This window comes from Pseudomonas sp. R84 (assembly GCF_009834515.1).
Lineage (GTDB): Bacteria > Pseudomonadota > Gammaproteobacteria > Pseudomonadales > Pseudomonadaceae > Aquipseudomonas.
Map to the genome: position 1 here is coordinate 5572889 of NZ_CP019426.1, position 19159 is coordinate 5592047.

The following is a 19159-nucleotide window of genomic DNA, read 5'->3' on the forward strand; positions in this document are numbered from 1 at the left end:
AGGCATGGAACGCATCTACATCGGCATGGGCAGCAACCTCGCAGACCCCGCCGAACAATTGCGCAGCGCCGTTGAGGCGCTGGGGCAATTGCCGCAGACCAAATGGGTGGGCGTTTCCGCCTTCTACCAAAGCGATTCCCTGTTGCCTGGCCAACCACGCTACACCAACGCGGTGGCCGCGCTCGACAGCGCGCTCGCCCCGCTGGAATTGCTTGATGCGTTGCAGGCGATCGAAAACAATCAGGGCCGCGAACGCCTTGAGCGCTGGGGCCCACGTACGCTGGATCTGGATATTCTGTTGTTCGGTGATCGACTGATCGACGAACCGCGCCTGAAAGTCCCGCATTACCAGATTCAGGAACGCGCCTTCGTGCTTTACCCGCTCGCCGAACTGGCCCCGCAGGATCTGCGTCTTGCCGACGGCCGCAGCCTGCCCGATCTGCTGGCAGCCTGCCCGTTCGTCGGTCTGGAACGCCTTCCCCACGCCTGACACAAATCCCTTGTAGGAGCTGCGGAACGCTGCGATCTTTTGATCTTCAAAACCAAGATCAGAAGATCGCAGCGTTCCGCAGCTCCTACAGGAATAGCTTTCCATATCCAGATTTATTGTCGGACAAAAACCCCGCGCATCAGCCCCGCGGCGCCGCTGAATCGCATCAGTAACGCCGGTAACACTCCCCTCGTAACAATGCGGTAACACACGCAATTGACTTCCTGTTGGCTCATCACGACTATAGGCGTCCCGCTGCCGCCAACCCGGCACATACGGGCGCAATCCAGGCCTTATAAGCACGACAAAAGAGCGTGCGCCTGAGTAGATGAAGAATCACGCGCGTTACTCGCAGTAGTTTCCAGAGCGCCTGAACGAGGATTTTTTACATGCCAGCCATCACCCTGACCACGCTCCAGAGCCTCAAGCAGAAAGGTGAAAAGATCACCATGCTGACCTGCTATGACGCGACCTTCGCCCACGCCTGCAACGAGGCCGGTGTCGAAGTGCTGCTGGTGGGCGACTCCCTCGGCATGGTCCTGCAAGGTCACGACAGCACTTTGCCGGTGACCACCGCAGAAATGGCCTATCACACCGCTTGCGTCAAACGTGGCAACACCGATGCCCTGATCCTCGCGGACTTGCCGTTCATGGCCAACGCCACCCTCGAACAAACCATGAGCAACAGCGCGATGCTGATGCAGGCCGGCGCGCACATGATCAAAGTCGAAGGTCAGCTGTGGCTGGCCGAGTCGATTCGTCTGCTCGCCGAGCGCGGCGTACCGGTTTGCGCGCACATGGGCCTGACCCCGCAAGCGGTGAACATTCTCGGTGGCTATAAAGTGCAGGGACGTAACGAGAACCAGGCGCGGCAGATGCGTGCTGATGCGATCTCGCTGGAACAGGCCGGCGCGGCCATGCTGCTGCTGGAATGTGTGCCGAGCGAGCTGGCCGCCGAAATCAGTCAGGCTGTGAAGATCCCGGTCATCGGCATCGGTGCCGGTAACGCCACCGACGGTCAGGTTCTGGTACTGCACGACATGCTCGGCCTGTCGATCACTGGCCGCGTGCCGAAATTCGTCAAGAACTTCATGCACGGTCAGGACAGCATCCAGTCCGCGCTGAAGGCTTACGTCAGCGAAGTCAAAGCCACCACGTTCCCCGGCATCGAACACGGATTCTCTGCATGAACACCGTTAAAACCGTACGCGAACTGCGCGCCGCCGTAGCCCGCGCCCGCAGCGAAGGCAAGCGCATCGGCTTCGTGCCGACCATGGGCAACCTGCACAGCGGCCACGTTGCACTGATCACCAAAGCCACCCAACGTGTGGACTTCGTGGTCGCGAGCATTTTCGTCAACCCGCTGCAGTTCGGCGCTGGCGAAGACCTCGATAAATACCCGCGCACGTTGGCGGCGGATCAGGAGAAGCTGCTCGAAGCCGGTTGCTCCCTGCTGTTCGCGCCGACTGTCGAAGAAATGTACCCCGACGGCATGGCCGGACAGACGCGCGTCAGCGTGCCGCAATTGTCCGAAGGGCTCTGCGGTGACAGCCGTCCGGGGCACTTCGAAGGCGTGGCGACTGTTGTCAGCAAGCTGTTCAACATGGTCCAGCCGGATCTGGCGATTTTCGGCCAGAAGGATTATCAGCAATTGGCGGTGATCCGTGCCTTGGTGCATGACCTGAACATGCCGGTCCAGATCATTGGCGAGCCGACCGTACGTGCAGCCGATGGCCTGGCGCTGTCGTCGCGCAATGGTTTCCTCAGCGAAGAACAACGCGCGGTGGCTCCGGTGGTCTATCGCAGCCTCAGCAATATTGCCGAATCGATCAAGCAAGGTGAACGGGACTTCCCGGCGCTGATCGGTGGCCAGTTGCAACAGCTGGAAGCGGCAGGCCTGCGTCCGGATTACCTGGAAATCCGCCATGCGCTAACCTTACGCCCGGCGACGGCTGAAGACCGTGATCTGGTGATTCTGGTGGCCGCGTTCCTCGGCACCACACGGTTGATCGACAACCTGCACCTGAACCTCGATACGCCCGCTTAAAAACACCGCAATCCCCCCTGTAGGAATGAGCCTGCTCGCGATAGCGGTGTGTCAGTCAGCATTAGCGTTGAATGACACACCGCTATCGCGAGCAGGCTCACTCCTACAGTGTTTTTCGGTGCTCTTGAAATTGCATTTCAAGGCGTATTGCCGCCCCCAAAGCCTTCGGGCACACTGCCCGCCGTTTGATTCCAACCCGGGAAAACCCTCATGCACGCGATCATGCTCAAGGCCAAACTGCACCGCGCCGAAGTCACTCATGCGGTGCTCGATTACGAAGGTTCGTGCGCCATTGATGGCGAGTGGCTGGACTTGTCCGGTATTCGCGAATACGAGCAGATCCAGATTTATAACGTCGACAACGGCGAGCGTTTCACCACCTACGCGATCCGTGGCGAAGAAGGCTCGCGGATGATCTCGGTCAACGGCGCCGCTGCGCACAAGGCCAAGGTCGGCGACCGCGTAATCATTTGTGCCTACGCCCATTACAGCGAAGCCGATCTGGTCAATTTCAAGCCGCGCATGCTTTACATGGCGCCGGGCAATGAACTGAGCCACACCAGCAACGCCATCCCGGTTCAGCTCGCCTGATCCCGATTTCGCCCCGCCCCCTCCGTTTGTCGGCCAGTTCCCGGTCTCGATGTTAAAAAAGTACAGGGATCTGGTCAGACAAAGTCAAGACAGAACGCAGCGCGAGGTTTACTGTATTCGCCCTGTGTCCGGAAATCGTGTCGACACAGTTGATCCCGTGCACAAACATGGCGTGCCGGGTCTGTTCAGTGTTCAAAAGGCCGTTCAAGTAAAAAGGAAAACCGCAGCGATGGCGTATTACCTCACTCCTCAAGACGTTACCGCTCTGCCCGCCTGGCAAGCGTTGAAAGATCACCGCCAAGCCATGCAGGATTTCAGCATGCGCGAAGCCTTCAACGCCGATCCGCAGCGCTTCAACCAGTTCACCCTCAGCAGCTGCGGACTGTTTCTCGATTATTCGAAGAATTTGATCAACGCCCAGACCCGCAATCTGCTGGTCGGTCTGGCCAATGAAGTCGATCTCAAAGGCGCCATCAAAGCGCTGTTTGAAGGCGAAATCGTCAACACTTCCGAAGGCCGCCCGGCGCTGCACACCGCCTTGCGTCGCCCGGTGGGCGACAAGCTGTCGGTCAATGGCGTCAACGTGATGCCGGAAGTCCACAAGGTTTTGAACCAGATTACCGATCTGGTTGGCCGCATACACGATGGCCTGTGGCGTGGTTACACCGAGAAGCCGATCACCGACGTGGTGAACATCGGCATCGGTGGCTCGTTCCTCGGCCCTGAGCTGGTCTCCGAAGCGCTGCTGTCGTACGCACAGAAAGGCGTGCGTTGCCACTATCTGGCGAACATCGACGGTAGTGAGTTCCACGAACTGACGCAGAAACTGCGCGCCGAGACCACGCTGTTCATCGTTTCGTCGAAGTCGTTCAACACCCTCGAAACCCTGAAGAACGCTCAAGCTGCACGCGCCTGGTACCTGGCGCAGGGCGGTTCGGAAGCCGAGCTGTATCGTCACTTCATCGCTGTATCGAGCAACAACGCAGCGGCCGTGGCGTTCGGTATTCGCGAAGAAAACATCTTCCCGATGTGGGACTGGGTCGGCGGTCGTTATTCGCTGTGGTCGGCCATCGGTTTGCCGATTGCTCTGGCCATCGGCATGTCCAACTTCAAGGAATTGCTGTCCGGGGCTTACACCATGGACCAGCATTTCCAGACCGCGCCGTTCGAACAGAACATGCCGGTGCTACTTGCGCTGCTCGGCGTGTGGTACGGCAACTTCTGGGGCGCGCAAAGCCACGCGATCCTGCCGTACGACCATTACCTGCGTAACATCACCAAGCACTTGCAACAGCTGGACATGGAATCCAACGGCAAGAGCGTGCGTCAGGACGGCACGCCGGTGTCGACCGATACCGGTCCGGTGATCTGGGGCGGCGTCGGCTGCAACGGTCAGCACGCTTACCACCAGTTGCTGCATCAAGGTTCGCAGTTGATCCCGGCCGATTTCATCGTGCCGATCGTCAGCTTCAACCCGGTTTCCGACCACCATCAGTGGCTGTACGCCAACTGCCTGTCGCAGAGCCAGGCACTGATGCTCGGCAAAACCCTGCCGGAAGCCGAGCAAGAGTTGCGCGACAAAGGCATGAGCGAAGAAGAAGTACACAAACTCGCGCCGCACAAGGTGATCCCGGGCAACCGTCCGAGCAACACCATCGTGGTTGAACGCATCAGTCCACGTCGTCTCGGCGCACTGGTGGCGATGTATGAGCACAAAGTGTTCGTACAAAGCGTGGTCTGGGGCATCAACGCCTTCGACCAGTGGGGCGTGGAATTGGGCAAGGAACTGGGCAAAGGCGTTTACAACCGCTTGGTCGGCAGCGATGAAACCACTGCCGATGACCCTTCTACCCAGGGCCTGATCAACTACTTCCGCGGTCGTCACCGCGGGTGATGTAAATGGGTTGCCCACAATTCCAGTGGGCAACCCATCTTCAATGTGGGAGCGAGCCTGCTCGCGAATGCAGTGTGTCATTCAGCCTCTTTGTTGACTGACTCACCGCATTCGCGAGCAGGCTCGCTCCCACAGTTGTTTTGCGCATGACTTGAACCTCTGCATCGCTCGGCGCATCTTTATTCCTGTCGCTCCACAAGAATAAGGAACCGTCATGTTCGATATCAGCACGTTCCCCAAAGCCGATGCCGTCCGCCGGGCTGCGCAATTGAGTCAGGAAGACTATCGGCGCCTGTACCGCGAATCCATTGAACACCCCACGGCCTTCTGGGCCGAACAGGCCACGCGGTTCCTCGACTGGAGCACGCCGTGGCAGACCGTTCAGCGCTACGACCTGAAAACCGGTGAAGCCGCCTGGTTTGCCGGGGGCAAACTGAACGTCAGCTACAACTGCATCGACCGCCACCTGGAAAAGCGCGGCGAACAGACCGCACTGCTCTGGGAAGGCGACGATCCGGCCGAATCGGCACAAATCACTTACAAAAAACTCCATCACCATGTCTGCCGCTTGGCCAACGTGCTGAAAAGCCGTGGCGTGAACAAAGGCGACCGGGTGTGCATCTACATGCCGATGATCCCCGAAGCTGCCTACGCTATGCTTGCCTGTGCACGAATCGGCGCGATCCATTCGGTGGTGTTTGGCGGCTTCTCTCCTGATTCCCTGCGTGACCGTATTCTCGATGCCGATTGCCGCACAGTGATCACCGCCGACGAAGGTGTACGCGGCGGCAAGTTCGTGCCGCTCAAGCAGAACGTCGACAAAGCCCTGCAGAGTTGCCCGGACGTCAGCACCGTCGTGGTGGTAGAGCGCACCCAAGGCAACGTCGACTGGGTCGAAGGCCGCGACCTCTGGTATCACCAGGCTGTACGCGATGTCAGCGACGATTGCCCAGCGGAACCAATGGACGCCGAAGATCCGCTGTTCATCCTCTACACCTCGGGCAGCACCGGTAAACCCAAAGGCGTACTGCACACCACCGGCGGCTATTTGCTGCAAGCGGCGATGACTTTCAAATATGTGCTCGATTACCGCGACGGCGAGGTGTTCTGGTGCACCGCCGATGTTGGTTGGGTCACCGGCCACAGCTACATCGTCTACGGCCCGCTGGCCAACGGCGCGACCACGCTGATGTTCGAAGGCGTGCCGAGCTACCCGAACAGTTCACGATTCTGGCAGGTCATCGATAAACACCAGGTCAACATTTTCTACACCGCACCCACTGCGCTGCGCGCGTTGATGCGCGAGGGCGCCGAACCGTTGAAGGAAACCTCGCGGCAGAGCCTCAGATTACTCGGCAGCGTCGGTGAGCCAATTAACCCGGAAGCGTGGGAGTGGTATTTCAACGTGGTCGGCGAACAGCGCTGCCCTATCGTCGACACCTGGTGGCAGACCGAGACCGGCGGCATCATGCTCAGCCCGCTGGTCAGCGCCCAGCGGATCAAACCGGGCTGCGCCACGCAGCCGATGTTCGGCGTACAACCGGTACTGCTCGATGAACACGGAAAGGAAATCAAAGGCGCCGGCAGCGGCGTGCTGGCGATCAAATCCAGTTGGCCGGCGCAGATCCGCAGCGTCTACGGCGACCCGCAACGCATGGTCGACACCTATTTCAAACCCTACCCCGGCTACTACTTCACCGGCGACGGCGCGCGCCGCGATGAGGATGGCGATTACTGGATCACCGGGCGCATCGACGACGTGATCAACGTCTCCGGCCACCGCATCGGCACCGCCGAAGTCGAAAGCGCGCTGGTGCTGCACGACAGCATCGCCGAAGCCGCCGTGGTCGGTTACCCCCACGACGTCAAAGGTCAGGGCATCTACGCCTTCGTCACACCCATGAACGGCACCGAACCGAATGACGAGTTGAAAAAAGAATTGCTCGCCCACGTCAGCAAGGAAATCGGCAGCTTCGCCAAACCAGACCTGATCCAGTGGGCGCCGGCCTTGCCGAAAACCCGTTCAGGCAAGATCATGCGGCGCATTCTGCGCAAGATCGCCTGCAACGAACTCGACAGCCTCGGCGACACCTCGACCCTGGCTGATCCTAGTGTGGTGCAAGGCCTGATCGACAAGCGCCTCAATCAGTAACACCCCGGGCGCGGTCAAACGCCCGCGCCCGCCCTTTCGCACTGAGTGGTCATGGAATTCATCCGCAGTCGTATTGAAAACCAACTCATGAGCCTGACCGGGCTGTCCCTCGGCCAACTCGATCTGGAAAACCCCAAGGGCGATCCCGGCCTGTTCGGCCCCGACTCGGTCAGTTGGCAAGTGCACGGCGATTTCAGCAGCATGTTGATCGGCGGGATCAGCGCGTTGTTGCTGCAAGCCCTGCATCCACTGGCACTGGCCGGGGTTTGGGATCATTCGAATTTTCGCCAGGACATGCTCGGGCGCTTGCGGCGTACCAGCCAGTTTGTTTCCGGCACCACGTTTGGCTCGCGCCGCGATGCAGATTGGTTGATCGAGAAGGTACGCACCATTCACCTGCAAGTCGTCGGCACCGCGCCGGATGGCCGGCCTTATGCGGCCAGCGATGCGGATTTGCTGACGTGGGTGCACGTGGCTGAAGTCAGTAACTTTCTGGCGGCGCATTTGCGTTATCGCAATCCGCAGTTGTCGGGGGCGGATCAGGATCGTTATTACGCGGAAATCGCCGTGATTGCCGAACGCCTCGGTGCGCGGGATGTGCCGAAATCGCGGCAAGCCGTAGCCGATTATCTGCAACGCATGCGCCCGCAGTTGCTGTGCGATGAGCGCAGCCGTGAGGTTTTGCGCTTGTTGCTCGACGCACCGGCGCCGAGTGTTCTGGCGCGACCGTTTGGCGATCTGATGATGAAGGCCGGTATCGATCTGTTGCCGGATTGGGCCAGCGATATGCTTGATGTGCGACAGAGTTCGCTGCAGCGCCAGTTGATTCGCGCCAGTGTCAAACGCAGCGCACCGATGCTGCGCTGGGCGATGCGCAATGGTTCGGTGCAACGCGCCAACCGCCGGATGGGGCTGAGCTGACGCTCAGAGCCGCAAGCCGCAAGCTGCAAGCTGCAAGCTGCAAGATTTAAGCTTGGGGATTGAAGCTTGGAGCTTGCCGCTCAGTAACTGCTAAACTCCCGCGCCCCCATTCTCTCCAGCAAGGCGCCCGCATGTCTTCCTTGAATCAGGCGCTGCGCGCCGCCCTCGATCAACGCCAGGATCTGCTGGCCGAGTTGCACCGCCAGGGCACCGATTGCTATCGGCTGTTCCACGGCAGCCAGGAAGGCGCCGGCGGTCTGACTATCGACCGCTATGGCCCGCAACTGCTGGTGCAAAGCTTCCACCAGACGCTCGAGCGCGATGACCTGCTGCAATTGCACGCGATGGTTAATCAGAGCCTGGGGCTGGAAACGTTGCTGGTCTACAACGACCGCTCCCGTGGCAATTCGCGCATTGATCGTGAAGACAGCGTCTACAAAGCCGAAGACGCCGCGCTGGCCGATCTGGTCGGTCACGAATGGGGTCTGAACTACCGGGTGCGCGGTCGCCATGCCGGACAAGACCCGCTGCTGTTCCTCGACCTGCGCAACACGCGCGGCTGGGTCAAGGATCACGCCAAAGGCAAATCCGTGCTCAACCTGTTCGCCTACACCTGCGGCGTCGGCCTCAGTGCGGCCGCCGGTGGCGCGCGTGAAGTGTGCAACCTGGATTTCGCCGAAGGCAATCTGGCGGTCGGTCGCGAAAACGGTCTGCTCAACCCGCAGTTGCCCGAGATGGAGTTCATCCAGTCGGACTACTTCCCGGCCATTCGCCAACTCGCCGGCCTGCCGATCAGCCAGCGTCGCGGGCAGAAACTGCCGAGCTACCAACGCCTCGATCAGCGCCAATACGACCTGGTCCTGCTCGACCCGCCCGCGTGGGCCAAGAGCGCATTCGGCACTGTCGATTTACTGCGCGACTACCAGAGCCTGCTCAAACCGGCCCTGCTGACCACCGCCGACAACGGCGTGCTGATCTGCTGCAACAACCTGGCGAAAGTCAGCATGGACGACTGGCGCGAGCAGGTGCTGCGCTGCGCCGAGAAGGCTGGGCGACCGGTACGTGAGTGGAGCGTGATGACACCGGGCGCCGACTTCCCGTCCATGGACCAGCAACCGCCGCTGAAAACCCTGATCCTGCAGCTCTGATCCGACCGCGCGGCTGACAACTGTCCAATGAGGGAGCGAGCCTGCTCGCGAACGCGGAGCATCAGCCAACTAATAGAGCGACTGGTATGACGCCTTCGCGAGCAGGCTCGCTCCCACATGGAAAGCGTTCCGACAGAAGAATCTGAACAATCCTGCTCCATGCGAGGTACTTCGGAACCAGAATCGCGTGCCATACTCCAAGGCACTCCGATTCAGACAGATGAAGCCGCACATGCCCAAAGGATTGATTCGCGCGATTGGCGCCCTGTTGACTGCTCTGGCCCTCTACAGCCTGCTGGGGTTTCTGATTTTGCCAGGCATCGCCCTGCGTGTGGCCAATCAACAACTGGCCAATTACGCCACGGTGCCTGCGCATATCCAGCGTGTCGAACTCAACCCGTTCAGCCTTGAAGTCACCCTGTGGGGGCTGGTCATTGGCGAGCCGGGCAAGGAGCAGATCGGTTTCGATCGCCTGTACGCCGACCTGCAAATCGACAGCCTGTGGACCAAAGCCCTGCATCTGGCGAACATCGAGCTGGACAAGCCGAAGACTGAAATCCTTTTCGCCAAAGACGGCAAGCTCAACCTGCTGGGCCTGTTCAATGTGCCGGCCAGTGAGCCGACACCGGCCGATCCGAACGCCAAGCCCTTCCCGCTGCGCATCGACAACATCAAACTGGCCGGCGGCGTCGTGCACTTTGAGGACGTGCGCCCGAGCGAGCCCATCGAGTTTCTCTACGATGACCTGAGCTTCGAATTGAAAAACCTCAGCACCCTCCCCGAAGACAGCGCCGACATGACCCTGGTCGCCATCGGCCCCGCTGGCGGCCGGATCGACTGGAGTGGCAATTTCAGCCTGATCCCGTTCACCTCCGAAGGCACCCTGAAAGTCACCGACGGCAAGATGAAAGCCTTCTGGCCCTACGTGCGTGATTCAGTGCCCTTGGTGCTTGAAGACGGTGTGATCAGTCTCAGCAGCGAATACAAACTCAATCTGTCGAAAGAAACCGAACTGCAGTTGAACAACGTGGCGGTGAGCATCGCGCCGTTTGCCATCAAAGCCCCGGACGGACGGCCACTGGCGAAACTCGAACGCCTCGACGTCAGCGAAACCTCGGTGGATCTGGCCAAGCAACAAGTCGTGGTCGGCAAGATCCGCAGCAACAAACTGGAAACCTGGGCAGCCCTTGAAGCCGACGGACAACTGGACTGGCAGAAACTGTTCGCCAGCCAACCGTCGAAACCCGCCGCCAAAGCCGCCGCAGAACCGGCAGACACGCCGGCCGCTGCCGACTCGCCAAAAGCTGAACCCACTGCGCCGAGCAAGCCTTGGCAGGTGCTGCTCAAAGACGTGCAATTGCGTAACTACACCGTGCATCTGGCCGACCGTTCGGCAACACCTGCGGTGGCACTGGATATCACCCCGCTGAACGTCGACCTGCAAGACTTCGACAGCCTCAACGGTTCGCCCTTCCAGCTCAAGCTCGATAGCGGCGTGGGCAAGCAAGGCAAGATCACGGCCGACGGCACCGTCAATCTCGCCCCGGTCAACGCCCAGCTCAATGTGAAAACCCAGGACATCGACCTGCGCGTCGCACAGTCCTACATCAACCCGTTCATTCGCCTGGAACTGCGCAGCGGCATGCTCGGCAGTGATCTGAAGGTCAATCTGAAAAGCACCGAACCGCTGGCGCTCAGCGTCACCGGACGGGCGCAGATCGATCAACTGCACACCCTCGACACTCTGAAAACCCGCGACTTCCTCAAGTGGCAGCAGGTGGTCGTCGAAGGCCTGAATTATCAACACGGCGACAGCCTGTCGATCGACAAGGTCAACCTGTTCCAGCCTTATGTGCGGTTCATGATCAACGATGATCGCACCACCAACATTGACGATCTGCTGATTCCGCAGCCCGCCGACAGCGGCACCAAAACCACAGCGGCGAAACCGGCCAGCAACGAAAAACCGCTGGGCATTCACATTGGCGGCATCGCCATCAACGACGGCTCGGCCAACTTCGCCGACTTCAGCCTGACGCCGAACTTCGCCACCGCCGTGCAGCAGCTCAACGGCCAGATCGGCACCATCGACAGCCGTCAGGCGAAACCGGCCAGCGTCGACATCAAAGGCAAGGTCGACCGCTATGCACCGGTGACCATCAAGGGCGCGGTGAATCCGTTCGACCCGATGGCCAGCCTCGACATCGCTACCAGTTTCAAACGCGTCGAGCTGACCACGTTGACGCCCTACTCCGGCAAATTCGCCGGGTACCGCATCCGCAAAGGCCGGCTCAACCTCGACCTGCATTACCTGATCACCAAGGGCCAGCTCAAAGCCGAAAACAAAGTGGTGGTCGAGCAATTGCAGCTCGGCGAAAAAGTCGACAGCCCGGATGCCGTGAGCCTGCCGCTGAAATTGGCGATTGCCTTGCTCAAGGATGTCGACGGCAAGATCTCCATCGAATTGCCGGTGACCGGCGACTTGAACAACCCGCAGTTCAGCGTGATGCCGATTGTCTGGCAGACCCTGCGCAACCTGATCGTCAAAGCCGCCGCCGCGCCATTCAAGATGATTGGCGGCCTGATCAGTGGTGGCAGTTCGCAAGACCTTGGCACCGTGTCGTTTGCTCCGGGTTCCAGCGAGTTGAGCAAGGATGCCGAAGCGGCGCTGATCAAACTGTCTCAGGCGCTGAAGGAGCGTCCGGCACTGCGTCTGGAGATCGAAGGCACGGCCGCCAAAAGCAGTGACGGCCCGTTGCTCGCCGAGCAGCGTCTGGAACGTGAATACCAGTACAACTACTACAAGATGCTCCAGCGTCGTGGCGATAAAGTCCCGGCTCAGGCGTCGCTGCTGCAAGTGCCCGACAGCGAGAAAGGTCCACTGCTCGAGGGCATTTACCGCACCCGCCTGAAAACCCAGCCGCCGGCCGAATGGAAGGATCTGGGCAAGGAAGAACGCACGGCGAAGATGCGCGAAGGGGTGATCCAGTTCTGGAGTGGCAGCGATGTGTTGCTGCGCCAATTGGGTCAGGACCGTGCCAGCAGCATCAAGGATTATCTGGTTGATAAAGGCCAACTGGCAGACGACCGCGTGTACTTCATCGACGCCAATCTGGGTGAAGCCGAGAGCGATGGCCGCGTAGTAACGCAAATGCATCTGGATGCCGAGTGATGAAACCGCAGTGGCTGGCCTTGATCGCAATGACGTTCGCGGCCAGTCACGCCTCGGCGTCCGATACCCTGCGCTGCGGCAGTCAGTTGATCAGCCTTGGCGACCGCTCAAGCGAAGTCCTGCAAAAGTGCGGTGAGCCGGTCAGTCGCGATTTGCTCGGCTACAAGCGCAGCGCCAATCGCCGCGAGGAGTTTCAGGTCGAGGAATGGACCTACGGCCCAAGTAACGGCATGTTTCAATACCTGCGCTTCGAAGGCAATCGCCTGCGCCAGATCAACAGCAAACGCGGTAACTGACCCGACACCGATTCCCCCTGTAGGAGTGAGCCTGCTCGCGATAGCGGTCTGTCAGCTAATCAAATTGCGGACTGACACACCGCTATCGCGAGCAGGCTCACTCCTACATTTGTTTTGTGTTGTCTCTGAAATAGAACAGGCCCCGACACAAGTGGCGGGGCCTGTAATGGTCACATCCGTGTGACCGTTCGCATGAACTCTAAAGTTGCGGCAGACGTATTGCTCGGCCCGTCTGTCGCGCCTTCTCCCGGTCCAGGCGAGAAGTCATGCCTTACTCGGCTTTCAGGCCGTCAGCGGAGACCGCTTTGACGCCTTTGATTTTCTTGGCGATCGCAACAGCAACGTCTTTCTGCGATTCAGTTACAGCAGTAGTCGACGACAGCGATACAACGCCTTTGTTGGTTTCTACTTTGATGTCAGTGCCTGGAATGCCTTTTTCGGTGACCAAGTCAGCTTTGACTTTGGTGGTGATCCAAGTGTCAGAAGTAGCTTCTTTAGCCTGGGTGACTTCACCGGCAGCCAGAGTCATTGGAGCCTGGGTAGCCTGAGTGGATTGTGCGAATGCACCGGAAGCCATGGTCAGGGTCAGCGCGGTAGCAGCAGCGGCAGTGATAGCGAACTTCTTCATACGAGTAACTCCTGTTTTTCTGGAAAGTCTGCTGGTTGTCTTGTCAGCAGGGTTACCAAGGTAGTTGCGAACGCTGTGCCAACTTTTGCAGCTATATAATTTCTTTATAAATCAACAAGTTATACTTATCACGAATTTTCGAAATCATGCAATTTGCATGAGCCGGACAATATTCGCATGCAACTTGCGGTTTTTTGGAAAGTTCCTAAGACGCTGAAATTATTGAAGCTTTTGTGAACGGCTGCGCAATGAAAAATGCCCCGCATTGCGGGGCATTCTGGTCAGCACACAACCCAGTTATGTACCACTGGCGGTGCAGCCTTTAGGCGAGTAATCCGGCGACACGTTTGTAGTACACGCCCACCCAGTGGTGGCGGTACGTGTCAGAGTGATTGTTTTACCCAGCACAGGAGCTGGCGCGTTGGCGATCGTACAAACGATTGTTCCCGCACCATCGGCGGCAGTACCGGAGGCCGTCAGCGCGCAATTGGATGTCGAGGTCGCCGCATCGCCCTTCACGATGGCCAGTGTCGGATTGGTTCCTTGATTGATGGTGTCTTCAAACGGCACCTTCAGCGCACTGATCTCCGCCAGCCCCGCCGTTACCTTCGACCGCGCCTGATACTTGGAATACTGCGGCAAGGCGATGGTCGCCAGAATCCCGATGATCGCCACCACGATCAGCAGTTCGATCAGAGTAAAACCTTGTTGTTTTTTCATAGACACGCTCCATGCATGAGTCGAAATCTCATGATCTGCAAGGGACGCAGCATAGGCCATGCCAACGCCTCCAAGCCCAGCCCGTTGGGCGCGAACCCCCTACAACGCCTTTTCCTACAACCCGCAACCGCACTATCTGACAATTTTTGTCACCTGCACCGGGCGTGTTTGGCGCTGTCACTTGACTAGGCTATAAGTCATGAACTGCAAGCGTGCGGGATCCCCATGAATGACATCGCTCTGAGCGGTCTGGCCAAACAATTGGTGCAGGCCGAACTGCTCACGGAAAAAGGCGCCCAGCAAGCCTGGCAACAGGCCCAGCGCAATCGCCTGTCGCTGGTCAGCTATCTGGTGCAGAACAAACTGGTGAAAAGCTCACAGGTCGCCGAGATCGCTTCCGAGCACTTCGGCATGGCGTTCCTCGATCTCAACTGTCTGGACAAGGAAACCCAGCCCAAAGGCCTGGTCAGCGAAAAACTCGTACGCCAGCATCACGCCCTGCCTTTGTGGCGACGCGGCAACAAGCTGTTCGTGGGGATTTCCGACCCGAGCAATCATCAAGCGATCAACGACATTCAGTTCAGTACCGGGCTGAGCACCGAAGCCATTCTGGTCGAGGACGACAAGCTCACCGATGCCATCGAGAAGTTCTTCGACACCCACACCAGTGGCCTGGAAGACATGGCCGATGTCGATCTCGATGGCCTCGATGTCGAATCAATCGACGACAGCAAACAGGAGGCCATCGGTGGCCTCGATGCCGACGATGCGCCGGTGGTGCGTTTCGTTCACAAGATGCTGCTAGACGCGATCAAGAGCGGCTCATCCGACTTGCACTTCGAACCTTACGAGAAGAACTACCGGGTGCGGGTGCGCACCGACGGCATCCTGCGCGAGGTGGCCAAGCCACCGGTTCAACTGGCCGGGCGCATCGCCGCACGCCTGAAAGTCATGGCCAGCCTCGATATCTCGGAACGGCGCAAACCGCAGGACGGGCGGATCAAGATGCGTCTGTCGAAGAGCAAGTCGATCGATTTCCGCGTCAACACCTTGCCGACCCTGTGGGGCGAGAAAGTGGTGATCCGGATCCTCGACCCGTCCAGTGCGCAGATCGGCATCGACGCCCTTGGCTATGAACCAGAGCAGAAAGACCTGTACATGGCCGCGCTCAAGCAGCCACAGGGCATGATTCTGGTCACCGGGCCCACCGGATCGGGTAAAACCGTGTCGCTGTACACCGGCCTGAATATCCTCAACACCGTCGACATCAACATCTCCACCGCTGAAGACCCGGTGGAAATCAACATGGAAGGCATCAACCAGGTCAACGTCAATCCCAAACAAGGACTCGACTTTGCTCAGGCGCTGCGCTCGTTTCTGCGCCAGGACCCGGACGTGATCATGGTCGGCGAGATCCGCGATCTGGAAACCGCCGAGATCGCGATCAAGGCTGCGCAGACCGGTCACCTGGTGCTCTCGACCCTGCATACCAACAGCGCCGCGGAAACTCTGACGCGCCTGCATAACATGGGCATTCCCGGTTTCAACATCGCCACGTCGGTCAGTCTGATCATCGCCCAGCGCCTGGCGCGCAAACTGTGCAGCCACTGCAAGAAGCCCATCGAGATCCCACGCGAAACTTTGATCAAGGAAGGCTTCCCCGAGGAACGCATCGGTCATTTCACGATCTACGAGCCGGTCGGTTGCGATCACTGCAACGGCGGTTACAAGGGACGCGTGGGGATTTATGAAGTGGTGAAAAACACACCGGAGCTGCAACGCTTGATCATGGCCGAAGGCAACTCGCTGGAAATCGACATTCAAATGCGCCGCGACGGCTTCGACGACCTGCGCACCTCCGGGCTGCACAAGGCCATGCAAGGCATCACCAGCCTTGAAGAAATCAACCGGGTCACCAAGGACTGAACATGGCGGTCAAGGCAGCGAAAATCAGCATTTATGCCTGGGAAGGCACGGACAGGAAAGGCAGCAAAGTCACTGGCGAATTAAGTGGACAGAACCCTGCACTGATCAAGGCACAACTGCGTAAACAGGGGATCAATCCCGGCAAAGTACGCAAGAAGACCGCGTCGTTGTTGAGCTTTGGCAAACGCATCAAAGCCCAGGACATTGCTCTGTTCACCCGGCAGATGGCGACCATGATGAAGGCTGGTGTGCCGCTGCTGCAGTCGTTCGACATCATTGGCGAAGGCTTTGAAAACCCGGCCATGCGCAAACTGGTGGACGAGGTGAAGCAGGAGGTCGCGGCCGGTAACAGCTTCGCCACAGCCCTGCGCAAGAAGCCGCAGTATTTCGACGAGTTGTATTGCAATCTGGTCGACGCCGGCGAGCAGTCCGGCGCACTCGACACGTTGCTGGAACGGGTCGCGACCTATAAGGAAAAAAGCGAACGGCTCAAGGCCAAGATCAAAAAAGCCATGACCTACCCCACCGCCGTGGTGCTGGTGGCAGCAGTCGTGACCGGAATACTGCTGGTTAAAGTGGTGCCGCAGTTTCAGTCGGTGTTTTCCGGTTTCGGCGCAGAGCTGCCGGCCTTCACGCTGATGGTGATCAGTCTGTCGGAATTCATGCAGCAATGGTGGTGGGCGATTCTCGGCGCGCTGGTCGTGACGATCTTTGGTACTCGCCATGCACTGAAAACATCTCAGGCATTACGCGATCGCAAAGACACCTGGCTATTGAAACTGCCCTTGGTGGGCACGCTGATGTACAAATCCGCCGTGGCGCGATTCGCTCGAACCCTGTCGACCACATTCGCTGCCGGTGTGCCGCTGGTGGAAGCGCTCGACTCGGTGGCCGGCGCCACCGGCAACGTGGTGTTCAAGCGTGCTGTGCTGCGGATTCGTCAGGACGTCTCGACCGGCATGCAGCTGAATTTTTCGATGCGCAGCACCGGGGTCTTTCCCAACATGGCCGTGCAAATGACCGCGATCGGCGAAGAGTCCGGCGCGCTGGATGAGATGCTCGACAAGGTCGCGGGGTTTTACGAAGAGGAAGTGGATAACATGGTCGACAACCTCACCAGCCTTATGGAGCCATTTATCATGGTGGTGCTGGGGGTAATCGTCGGTGGGCTGGTGGTGGCCATGTATTTGCCGATCTTCCAACTTGGCTCAGCGATCTGACATGCCTATCGAAGAACTGTTCGCCCTGTATCCGCTGGCCTTTGTCTTCACCGCCCTGCTGCTGGGTCTGGTGGTCGGCAGCTTCCTCAACGTGCTGATCTGGCGTCTGCCGAAAATGCTCGAGCGCGACTGGCGCCAGCAGGCCCACGATGTGCTCGGTTTGCCTGGTGAAACGCCGCTGCCCACTTACAACCTGATGCTGCCGCACTCCGAATGTCCGCATTGCGCCCACCGGATTCGCCCGTGGGAAAACATTCCCCTGTTGAGTTACCTGTGGCTGCGCGGGCGCTGCTCTGCGTGTACCGCACCGATCAGCAAACGTTATCCACTAACCGAACTGGCCTGTGGGTTGCTCTCGGCCTTCATCGCCTGGCACTTCGGTTTCGGTTGGCCGGCGTGCCTGTTGATCGTCCTCACCTGGGGTTTGCTGGCGATGAGTCTGATCGACACCGAGCATCAACTGTTGCCCGATGTGCTGGTACTGCCGTTGCTGTGGCTAGGGCTGATCGTCAACAGCTTCGGCTTGTTCGTGCCGTTGCACGATGCACTGTGGGGCGCGGTGGCCGGTTACCTGGCGCTGTGGTCAGTATTCTGGCTGTTCAAACTGCTGACCGGCAAGGACGGCATCGGCCACGGTGATTTCAAGCTGCTGGCGTTGCTTGGAGCGTGGGGCGGCTGGCAGATTTTGCCGCTGACGATCCTGTTGTCATCGCTGGTCGGCGCCATTATCGGGGTGATTTTGCTGCGCTTGCGTAATGAGAAAACCTCGACCCCCATCCCCTTCGGCCCCTATCTGGCAATTGCCGGCTGGATTGCCTTGCTCTGGGGTGGTCAAATAACCGACTTCTATTGGCAGTTTGTCGGTTTGAAATGAATACCCCTGTGGAAAAATCCTGGATTCTCGGCCTCACCGGCGGCATCGGCAGCGGCAAAAGCGCGGCGGCCCAGCACTTCATTGATCTGGGTATCCACGTGGTGGATGCCGATCATGCGGCGCGCTGGGTGGTAGAGCCGGGGCGTCCGGCGCTGGCAAAGATTGCCGAACACTTCGGCCCCGGCGTGCTGCTGGCCGATGGCACGCTGGATCGCGCCGCCCTGCGCAAACTGATCTTTGAAGTGCCGGAAGAACGCCGCTGGCTCGAAGCCCTGCTGCATCCGTTGATCGCCGAGGAAATCGCCCATCACCTGGCGCTGGCAAAATCGCCTTACGCGATTCTGGTTTCGCCGTTGTTGATCGAATCCGGGCAATACGCGATGACTCAGCGCATTCTGGTGATCGACGCCCCGCAACAACTGCAGATCGAACGCACCTTGCAGCGTGACCAGACCAGCGAAGAGCAGGTTCAGGCGATCCTCAAGGCCCAGTCGAGCCGCGAAGATCGCGTGAATCGTGCCGACGACGTGGTGGTCAACGACCGCGACCTCGCCTGGCTGCACAGCGAGGTCGAGCGTCTGCATCACTTATACCTGACATTATCCGGAGGCCATGCATGAGCCAGACCCCAACCGTTGAATGCCCAACCTGCGGCGCCCCCGTGGAATTCACTGCCGAAAACAAGTTTCGGCCGTTCTGCTCCGATCGCTGCAAACTGATCGACCTCGGCGCCTGGGCGTCGGAAGAACACAAGATTCCGGTCGCACCGGACGCCGAAGATGAACTGTTTTCCGGCGATTTCGATCCGCGCCACTGATCCGATCAGGGCCGCATAAAGCCGTAGTCCTGATTGTCGTCGAGGTTTTCCGCGAGAAAACGCAACTCGTCGGCCAGGTCTTCGGCGTTGCGCACGGCCTTGCTCTGCTGCACCACCGCACTGAGCAAGGCGCGCAAACTCAACCCCGGGTCAAAGCCCACCTCCTGCGCCATGTCCAGACTCTGCCGGGTTTCCTGCCTTGCCCACTCGTAAACGCTCATGCCGCTGCTCCTGAAGGGATTTGTGCGAGCATGAAATTTCCC

Annotated in this window: 18 protein-coding genes; 15 read left to right on the forward strand and 3 right to left on the reverse strand. The window is 59.2% G+C overall.

The window, feature by feature from the left end:
* The first annotated feature begins 4 nt into the window (after window positions 1-4).
* The 10 genes from folK (at window position 5) to PspR84_RS24650 (ending at window position 12711) form a co-directional block, all read left to right on the forward strand.
* Entirely contained in the window at window positions 5-490 is a 486-nt protein-coding gene (folK, locus tag PspR84_RS24605; RefSeq protein WP_160059450.1) for a 2-amino-4-hydroxy-6-hydroxymethyldihydropteridine diphosphokinase, read from the forward strand.
* Window positions 491-879: 389 nt separating this feature from the next.
* Window positions 880-1680, forward strand: coding sequence for a 3-methyl-2-oxobutanoate hydroxymethyltransferase (panB, locus tag PspR84_RS24610; protein WP_160059451.1), 801 nt, complete (start codon window positions 880-882; stop codon window positions 1678-1680).
* Window positions 1677-2537, forward strand: coding sequence for a pantoate--beta-alanine ligase (gene panC / locus PspR84_RS24615; RefSeq protein WP_160059452.1), 861 nt, complete (start codon window positions 1677-1679; stop codon window positions 2535-2537). Before panB ends, panC begins: the two co-directional genes overlap by 4 nt.
* Before the next feature lie 210 nt (window positions 2538-2747).
* On the forward strand, window positions 2748-3128 hold the full coding sequence (gene panD, locus PspR84_RS24620; RefSeq protein ID WP_095048673.1) for an aspartate 1-decarboxylase: 381 nt from the start codon (window positions 2748-2750) through the stop codon (window positions 3126-3128).
* Between the two features lie 229 nt (window positions 3129-3357).
* Window positions 3358-5022 (forward strand): glucose-6-phosphate isomerase, encoded by a 1665-nt coding sequence (gene pgi / locus PspR84_RS24625; RefSeq protein ID WP_102900508.1) that lies wholly within the window; start codon window positions 3358-3360, stop codon window positions 5020-5022.
* A 214-nt stretch (window positions 5023-5236) separates the two neighbouring features.
* Complete coding sequence (acs, locus tag PspR84_RS24630; RefSeq protein ID WP_160059453.1) at window positions 5237-7174, forward strand: acetate--CoA ligase; 1938 nt, start codon at window positions 5237-5239, stop codon at window positions 7172-7174.
* Window positions 7175-7225: 51 nt separating this feature from the next.
* The gene (locus tag PspR84_RS24635; RefSeq protein ID WP_160059454.1) at window positions 7226-8095 is read left to right on the forward strand and encodes an oxygenase MpaB family protein; all 870 of its coding nucleotides are present in this window, start codon (window positions 7226-7228) and stop codon (window positions 8093-8095) included.
* Window positions 8096-8226: 131 nt separating this feature from the next.
* On the forward strand, window positions 8227-9243 hold the full coding sequence (locus tag PspR84_RS24640) for a class I SAM-dependent methyltransferase (protein ID WP_123593227.1): 1017 nt from the start codon (window positions 8227-8229) through the stop codon (window positions 9241-9243).
* Between the two features lie 220 nt (window positions 9244-9463).
* A complete protein-coding gene (locus tag PspR84_RS24645; RefSeq protein ID WP_160059455.1) occupies window positions 9464-12415 on the forward strand; it encodes a DUF748 domain-containing protein in 2952 nt (983 codons plus the stop codon).
* The gene (locus PspR84_RS24650) at window positions 12415-12711 is read left to right on the forward strand and encodes a DUF2845 domain-containing protein (RefSeq protein ID WP_160059456.1); all 297 of its coding nucleotides are present in this window, start codon (window positions 12415-12417) and stop codon (window positions 12709-12711) included. Before PspR84_RS24645 ends, PspR84_RS24650 begins: the two co-directional genes overlap by 1 nt.
* 271 nt (window positions 12712-12982) lie before the next feature.
* Here the strand turns inward: PspR84_RS24650 and PspR84_RS24655 are convergent, their stop codons facing one another.
* Together PspR84_RS24655 and PspR84_RS24660 are read right to left on the reverse strand one after the other, a co-directional pair.
* On the reverse strand, window positions 12983-13339 hold the full coding sequence (locus tag PspR84_RS24655) for a BON domain-containing protein (RefSeq protein WP_047600285.1): 357 nt from the start codon (window positions 13337-13339) through the stop codon (window positions 12983-12985).
* A gap of 297 nt (window positions 13340-13636) precedes the next feature.
* The gene (locus PspR84_RS24660; protein ID WP_160059457.1) at window positions 13637-14059 is read right to left on the reverse strand and encodes a pilin; all 423 of its coding nucleotides are present in this window, start codon (window positions 14057-14059) and stop codon (window positions 13637-13639) included.
* A 225-nt stretch (window positions 14060-14284) separates the two neighbouring features.
* On the opposite strand from PspR84_RS24660, the gene pilB reads away from it, so the two are divergent.
* The 5 genes from pilB to yacG are packed head-to-tail and all read left to right on the forward strand — an operon-like array spanning window position 14285 to window position 18896.
* On the forward strand, window positions 14285-15985 hold the full coding sequence (gene pilB, locus PspR84_RS24665) for a type IV-A pilus assembly ATPase PilB (protein WP_160059458.1): 1701 nt from the start codon (window positions 14285-14287) through the stop codon (window positions 15983-15985).
* A 2-nt stretch (window positions 15986-15987) separates the two neighbouring features.
* Window positions 15988-17205: a type II secretion system F family protein gene (locus tag PspR84_RS24670; RefSeq protein WP_160059459.1), complete on the forward strand. Its 1218-nt coding sequence runs from the start codon at window positions 15988-15990 to the stop codon at window positions 17203-17205.
* 1 nt (window position 17206) lies between these two features.
* Window positions 17207-18079: an A24 family peptidase gene (locus PspR84_RS24675; protein WP_160059460.1), complete on the forward strand. Its 873-nt coding sequence runs from the start codon at window positions 17207-17209 to the stop codon at window positions 18077-18079.
* Entirely contained in the window at window positions 18076-18699 is a 624-nt protein-coding gene (gene coaE / locus PspR84_RS24680) for a dephospho-CoA kinase (RefSeq protein ID WP_160059461.1), read from the forward strand. Before PspR84_RS24675 ends, coaE begins: the two co-directional genes overlap by 4 nt.
* Window positions 18696-18896 carry a DNA gyrase inhibitor YacG gene (yacG, locus tag PspR84_RS24685; protein ID WP_160059462.1) on the forward strand — a complete coding sequence of 67 codons (201 nt, stop codon included), beginning with the start codon at window positions 18696-18698 and terminating at the stop codon, window positions 18894-18896. Before coaE ends, yacG begins: the two co-directional genes overlap by 4 nt.
* A 5-nt stretch (window positions 18897-18901) precedes the next feature.
* Here yacG and PspR84_RS24690 read toward each other — a convergent pair whose 3' ends face one another.
* Complete coding sequence (locus PspR84_RS24690) at window positions 18902-19117, reverse strand: hypothetical protein (protein WP_038369048.1); 216 nt, start codon at window positions 19115-19117, stop codon at window positions 18902-18904.
* Window positions 19118-19159 lie beyond the last annotated feature (42 nt).

Bases quoted from the DNA above. Each gene is read 5' to 3' on its own strand.
- PspR84_RS24660 (WP_160059457.1), bottom strand. From the start codon at position 14,059: ATGAAAAAACAACAAGGTTTTACTCTGATCGAACTGCTGATCGTGGTG.
- PspR84_RS24645 (WP_160059455.1), top strand. From the start codon at position 9,464: ATGAAGCCGCACATGCCCAAAGGATTGATTCGCGCGATTGGCGCCCTG.
- PspR84_RS24655 (WP_047600285.1), bottom strand. From the start codon at position 13,339: ATGAAGAAGTTCGCTATCACTGCCGCTGCTGCTACCGCGCTGACCCTG.
- PspR84_RS24640 (WP_123593227.1), top strand. From the start codon at position 8,227: ATGTCTTCCTTGAATCAGGCGCTGCGCGCCGCCCTCGATCAACGCCAG.
- pilB (WP_160059458.1), top strand. From the start codon at position 14,285: ATGAATGACATCGCTCTGAGCGGTCTGGCCAAACAATTGGTGCAGGCC.
- pgi (WP_102900508.1), top strand. From the start codon at position 3,358: ATGGCGTATTACCTCACTCCTCAAGACGTTACCGCTCTGCCCGCCTGG.
- coaE (WP_160059461.1), top strand. From the start codon at position 18,076: ATGAATACCCCTGTGGAAAAATCCTGGATTCTCGGCCTCACCGGCGGC.
- yacG (WP_160059462.1), top strand. From the start codon at position 18,696: ATGAGCCAGACCCCAACCGTTGAATGCCCAACCTGCGGCGCCCCCGTG.
- PspR84_RS24650 (WP_160059456.1), top strand. From the start codon at position 12,415: ATGAAACCGCAGTGGCTGGCCTTGATCGCAATGACGTTCGCGGCCAGT.
- PspR84_RS24635 (WP_160059454.1), top strand. From the start codon at position 7,226: ATGGAATTCATCCGCAGTCGTATTGAAAACCAACTCATGAGCCTGACC.
- PspR84_RS24690 (WP_038369048.1), bottom strand. From the start codon at position 19,117: ATGAGCGTTTACGAGTGGGCAAGGCAGGAAACCCGGCAGAGTCTGGAC.
- panC (WP_160059452.1), top strand. From the start codon at position 1,677: ATGAACACCGTTAAAACCGTACGCGAACTGCGCGCCGCCGTAGCCCGC.
- PspR84_RS24675 (WP_160059460.1), top strand. From the start codon at position 17,207: ATGCCTATCGAAGAACTGTTCGCCCTGTATCCGCTGGCCTTTGTCTTC.
- panD (WP_095048673.1), top strand. From the start codon at position 2,748: ATGCACGCGATCATGCTCAAGGCCAAACTGCACCGCGCCGAAGTCACT.
- acs (WP_160059453.1), top strand. From the start codon at position 5,237: ATGTTCGATATCAGCACGTTCCCCAAAGCCGATGCCGTCCGCCGGGCT.
- PspR84_RS24670 (WP_160059459.1), top strand. From the start codon at position 15,988: ATGGCGGTCAAGGCAGCGAAAATCAGCATTTATGCCTGGGAAGGCACG.
- panB (WP_160059451.1), top strand. From the start codon at position 880: ATGCCAGCCATCACCCTGACCACGCTCCAGAGCCTCAAGCAGAAAGGT.
- folK (WP_160059450.1), top strand. From the start codon at position 5: ATGGAACGCATCTACATCGGCATGGGCAGCAACCTCGCAGACCCCGCC.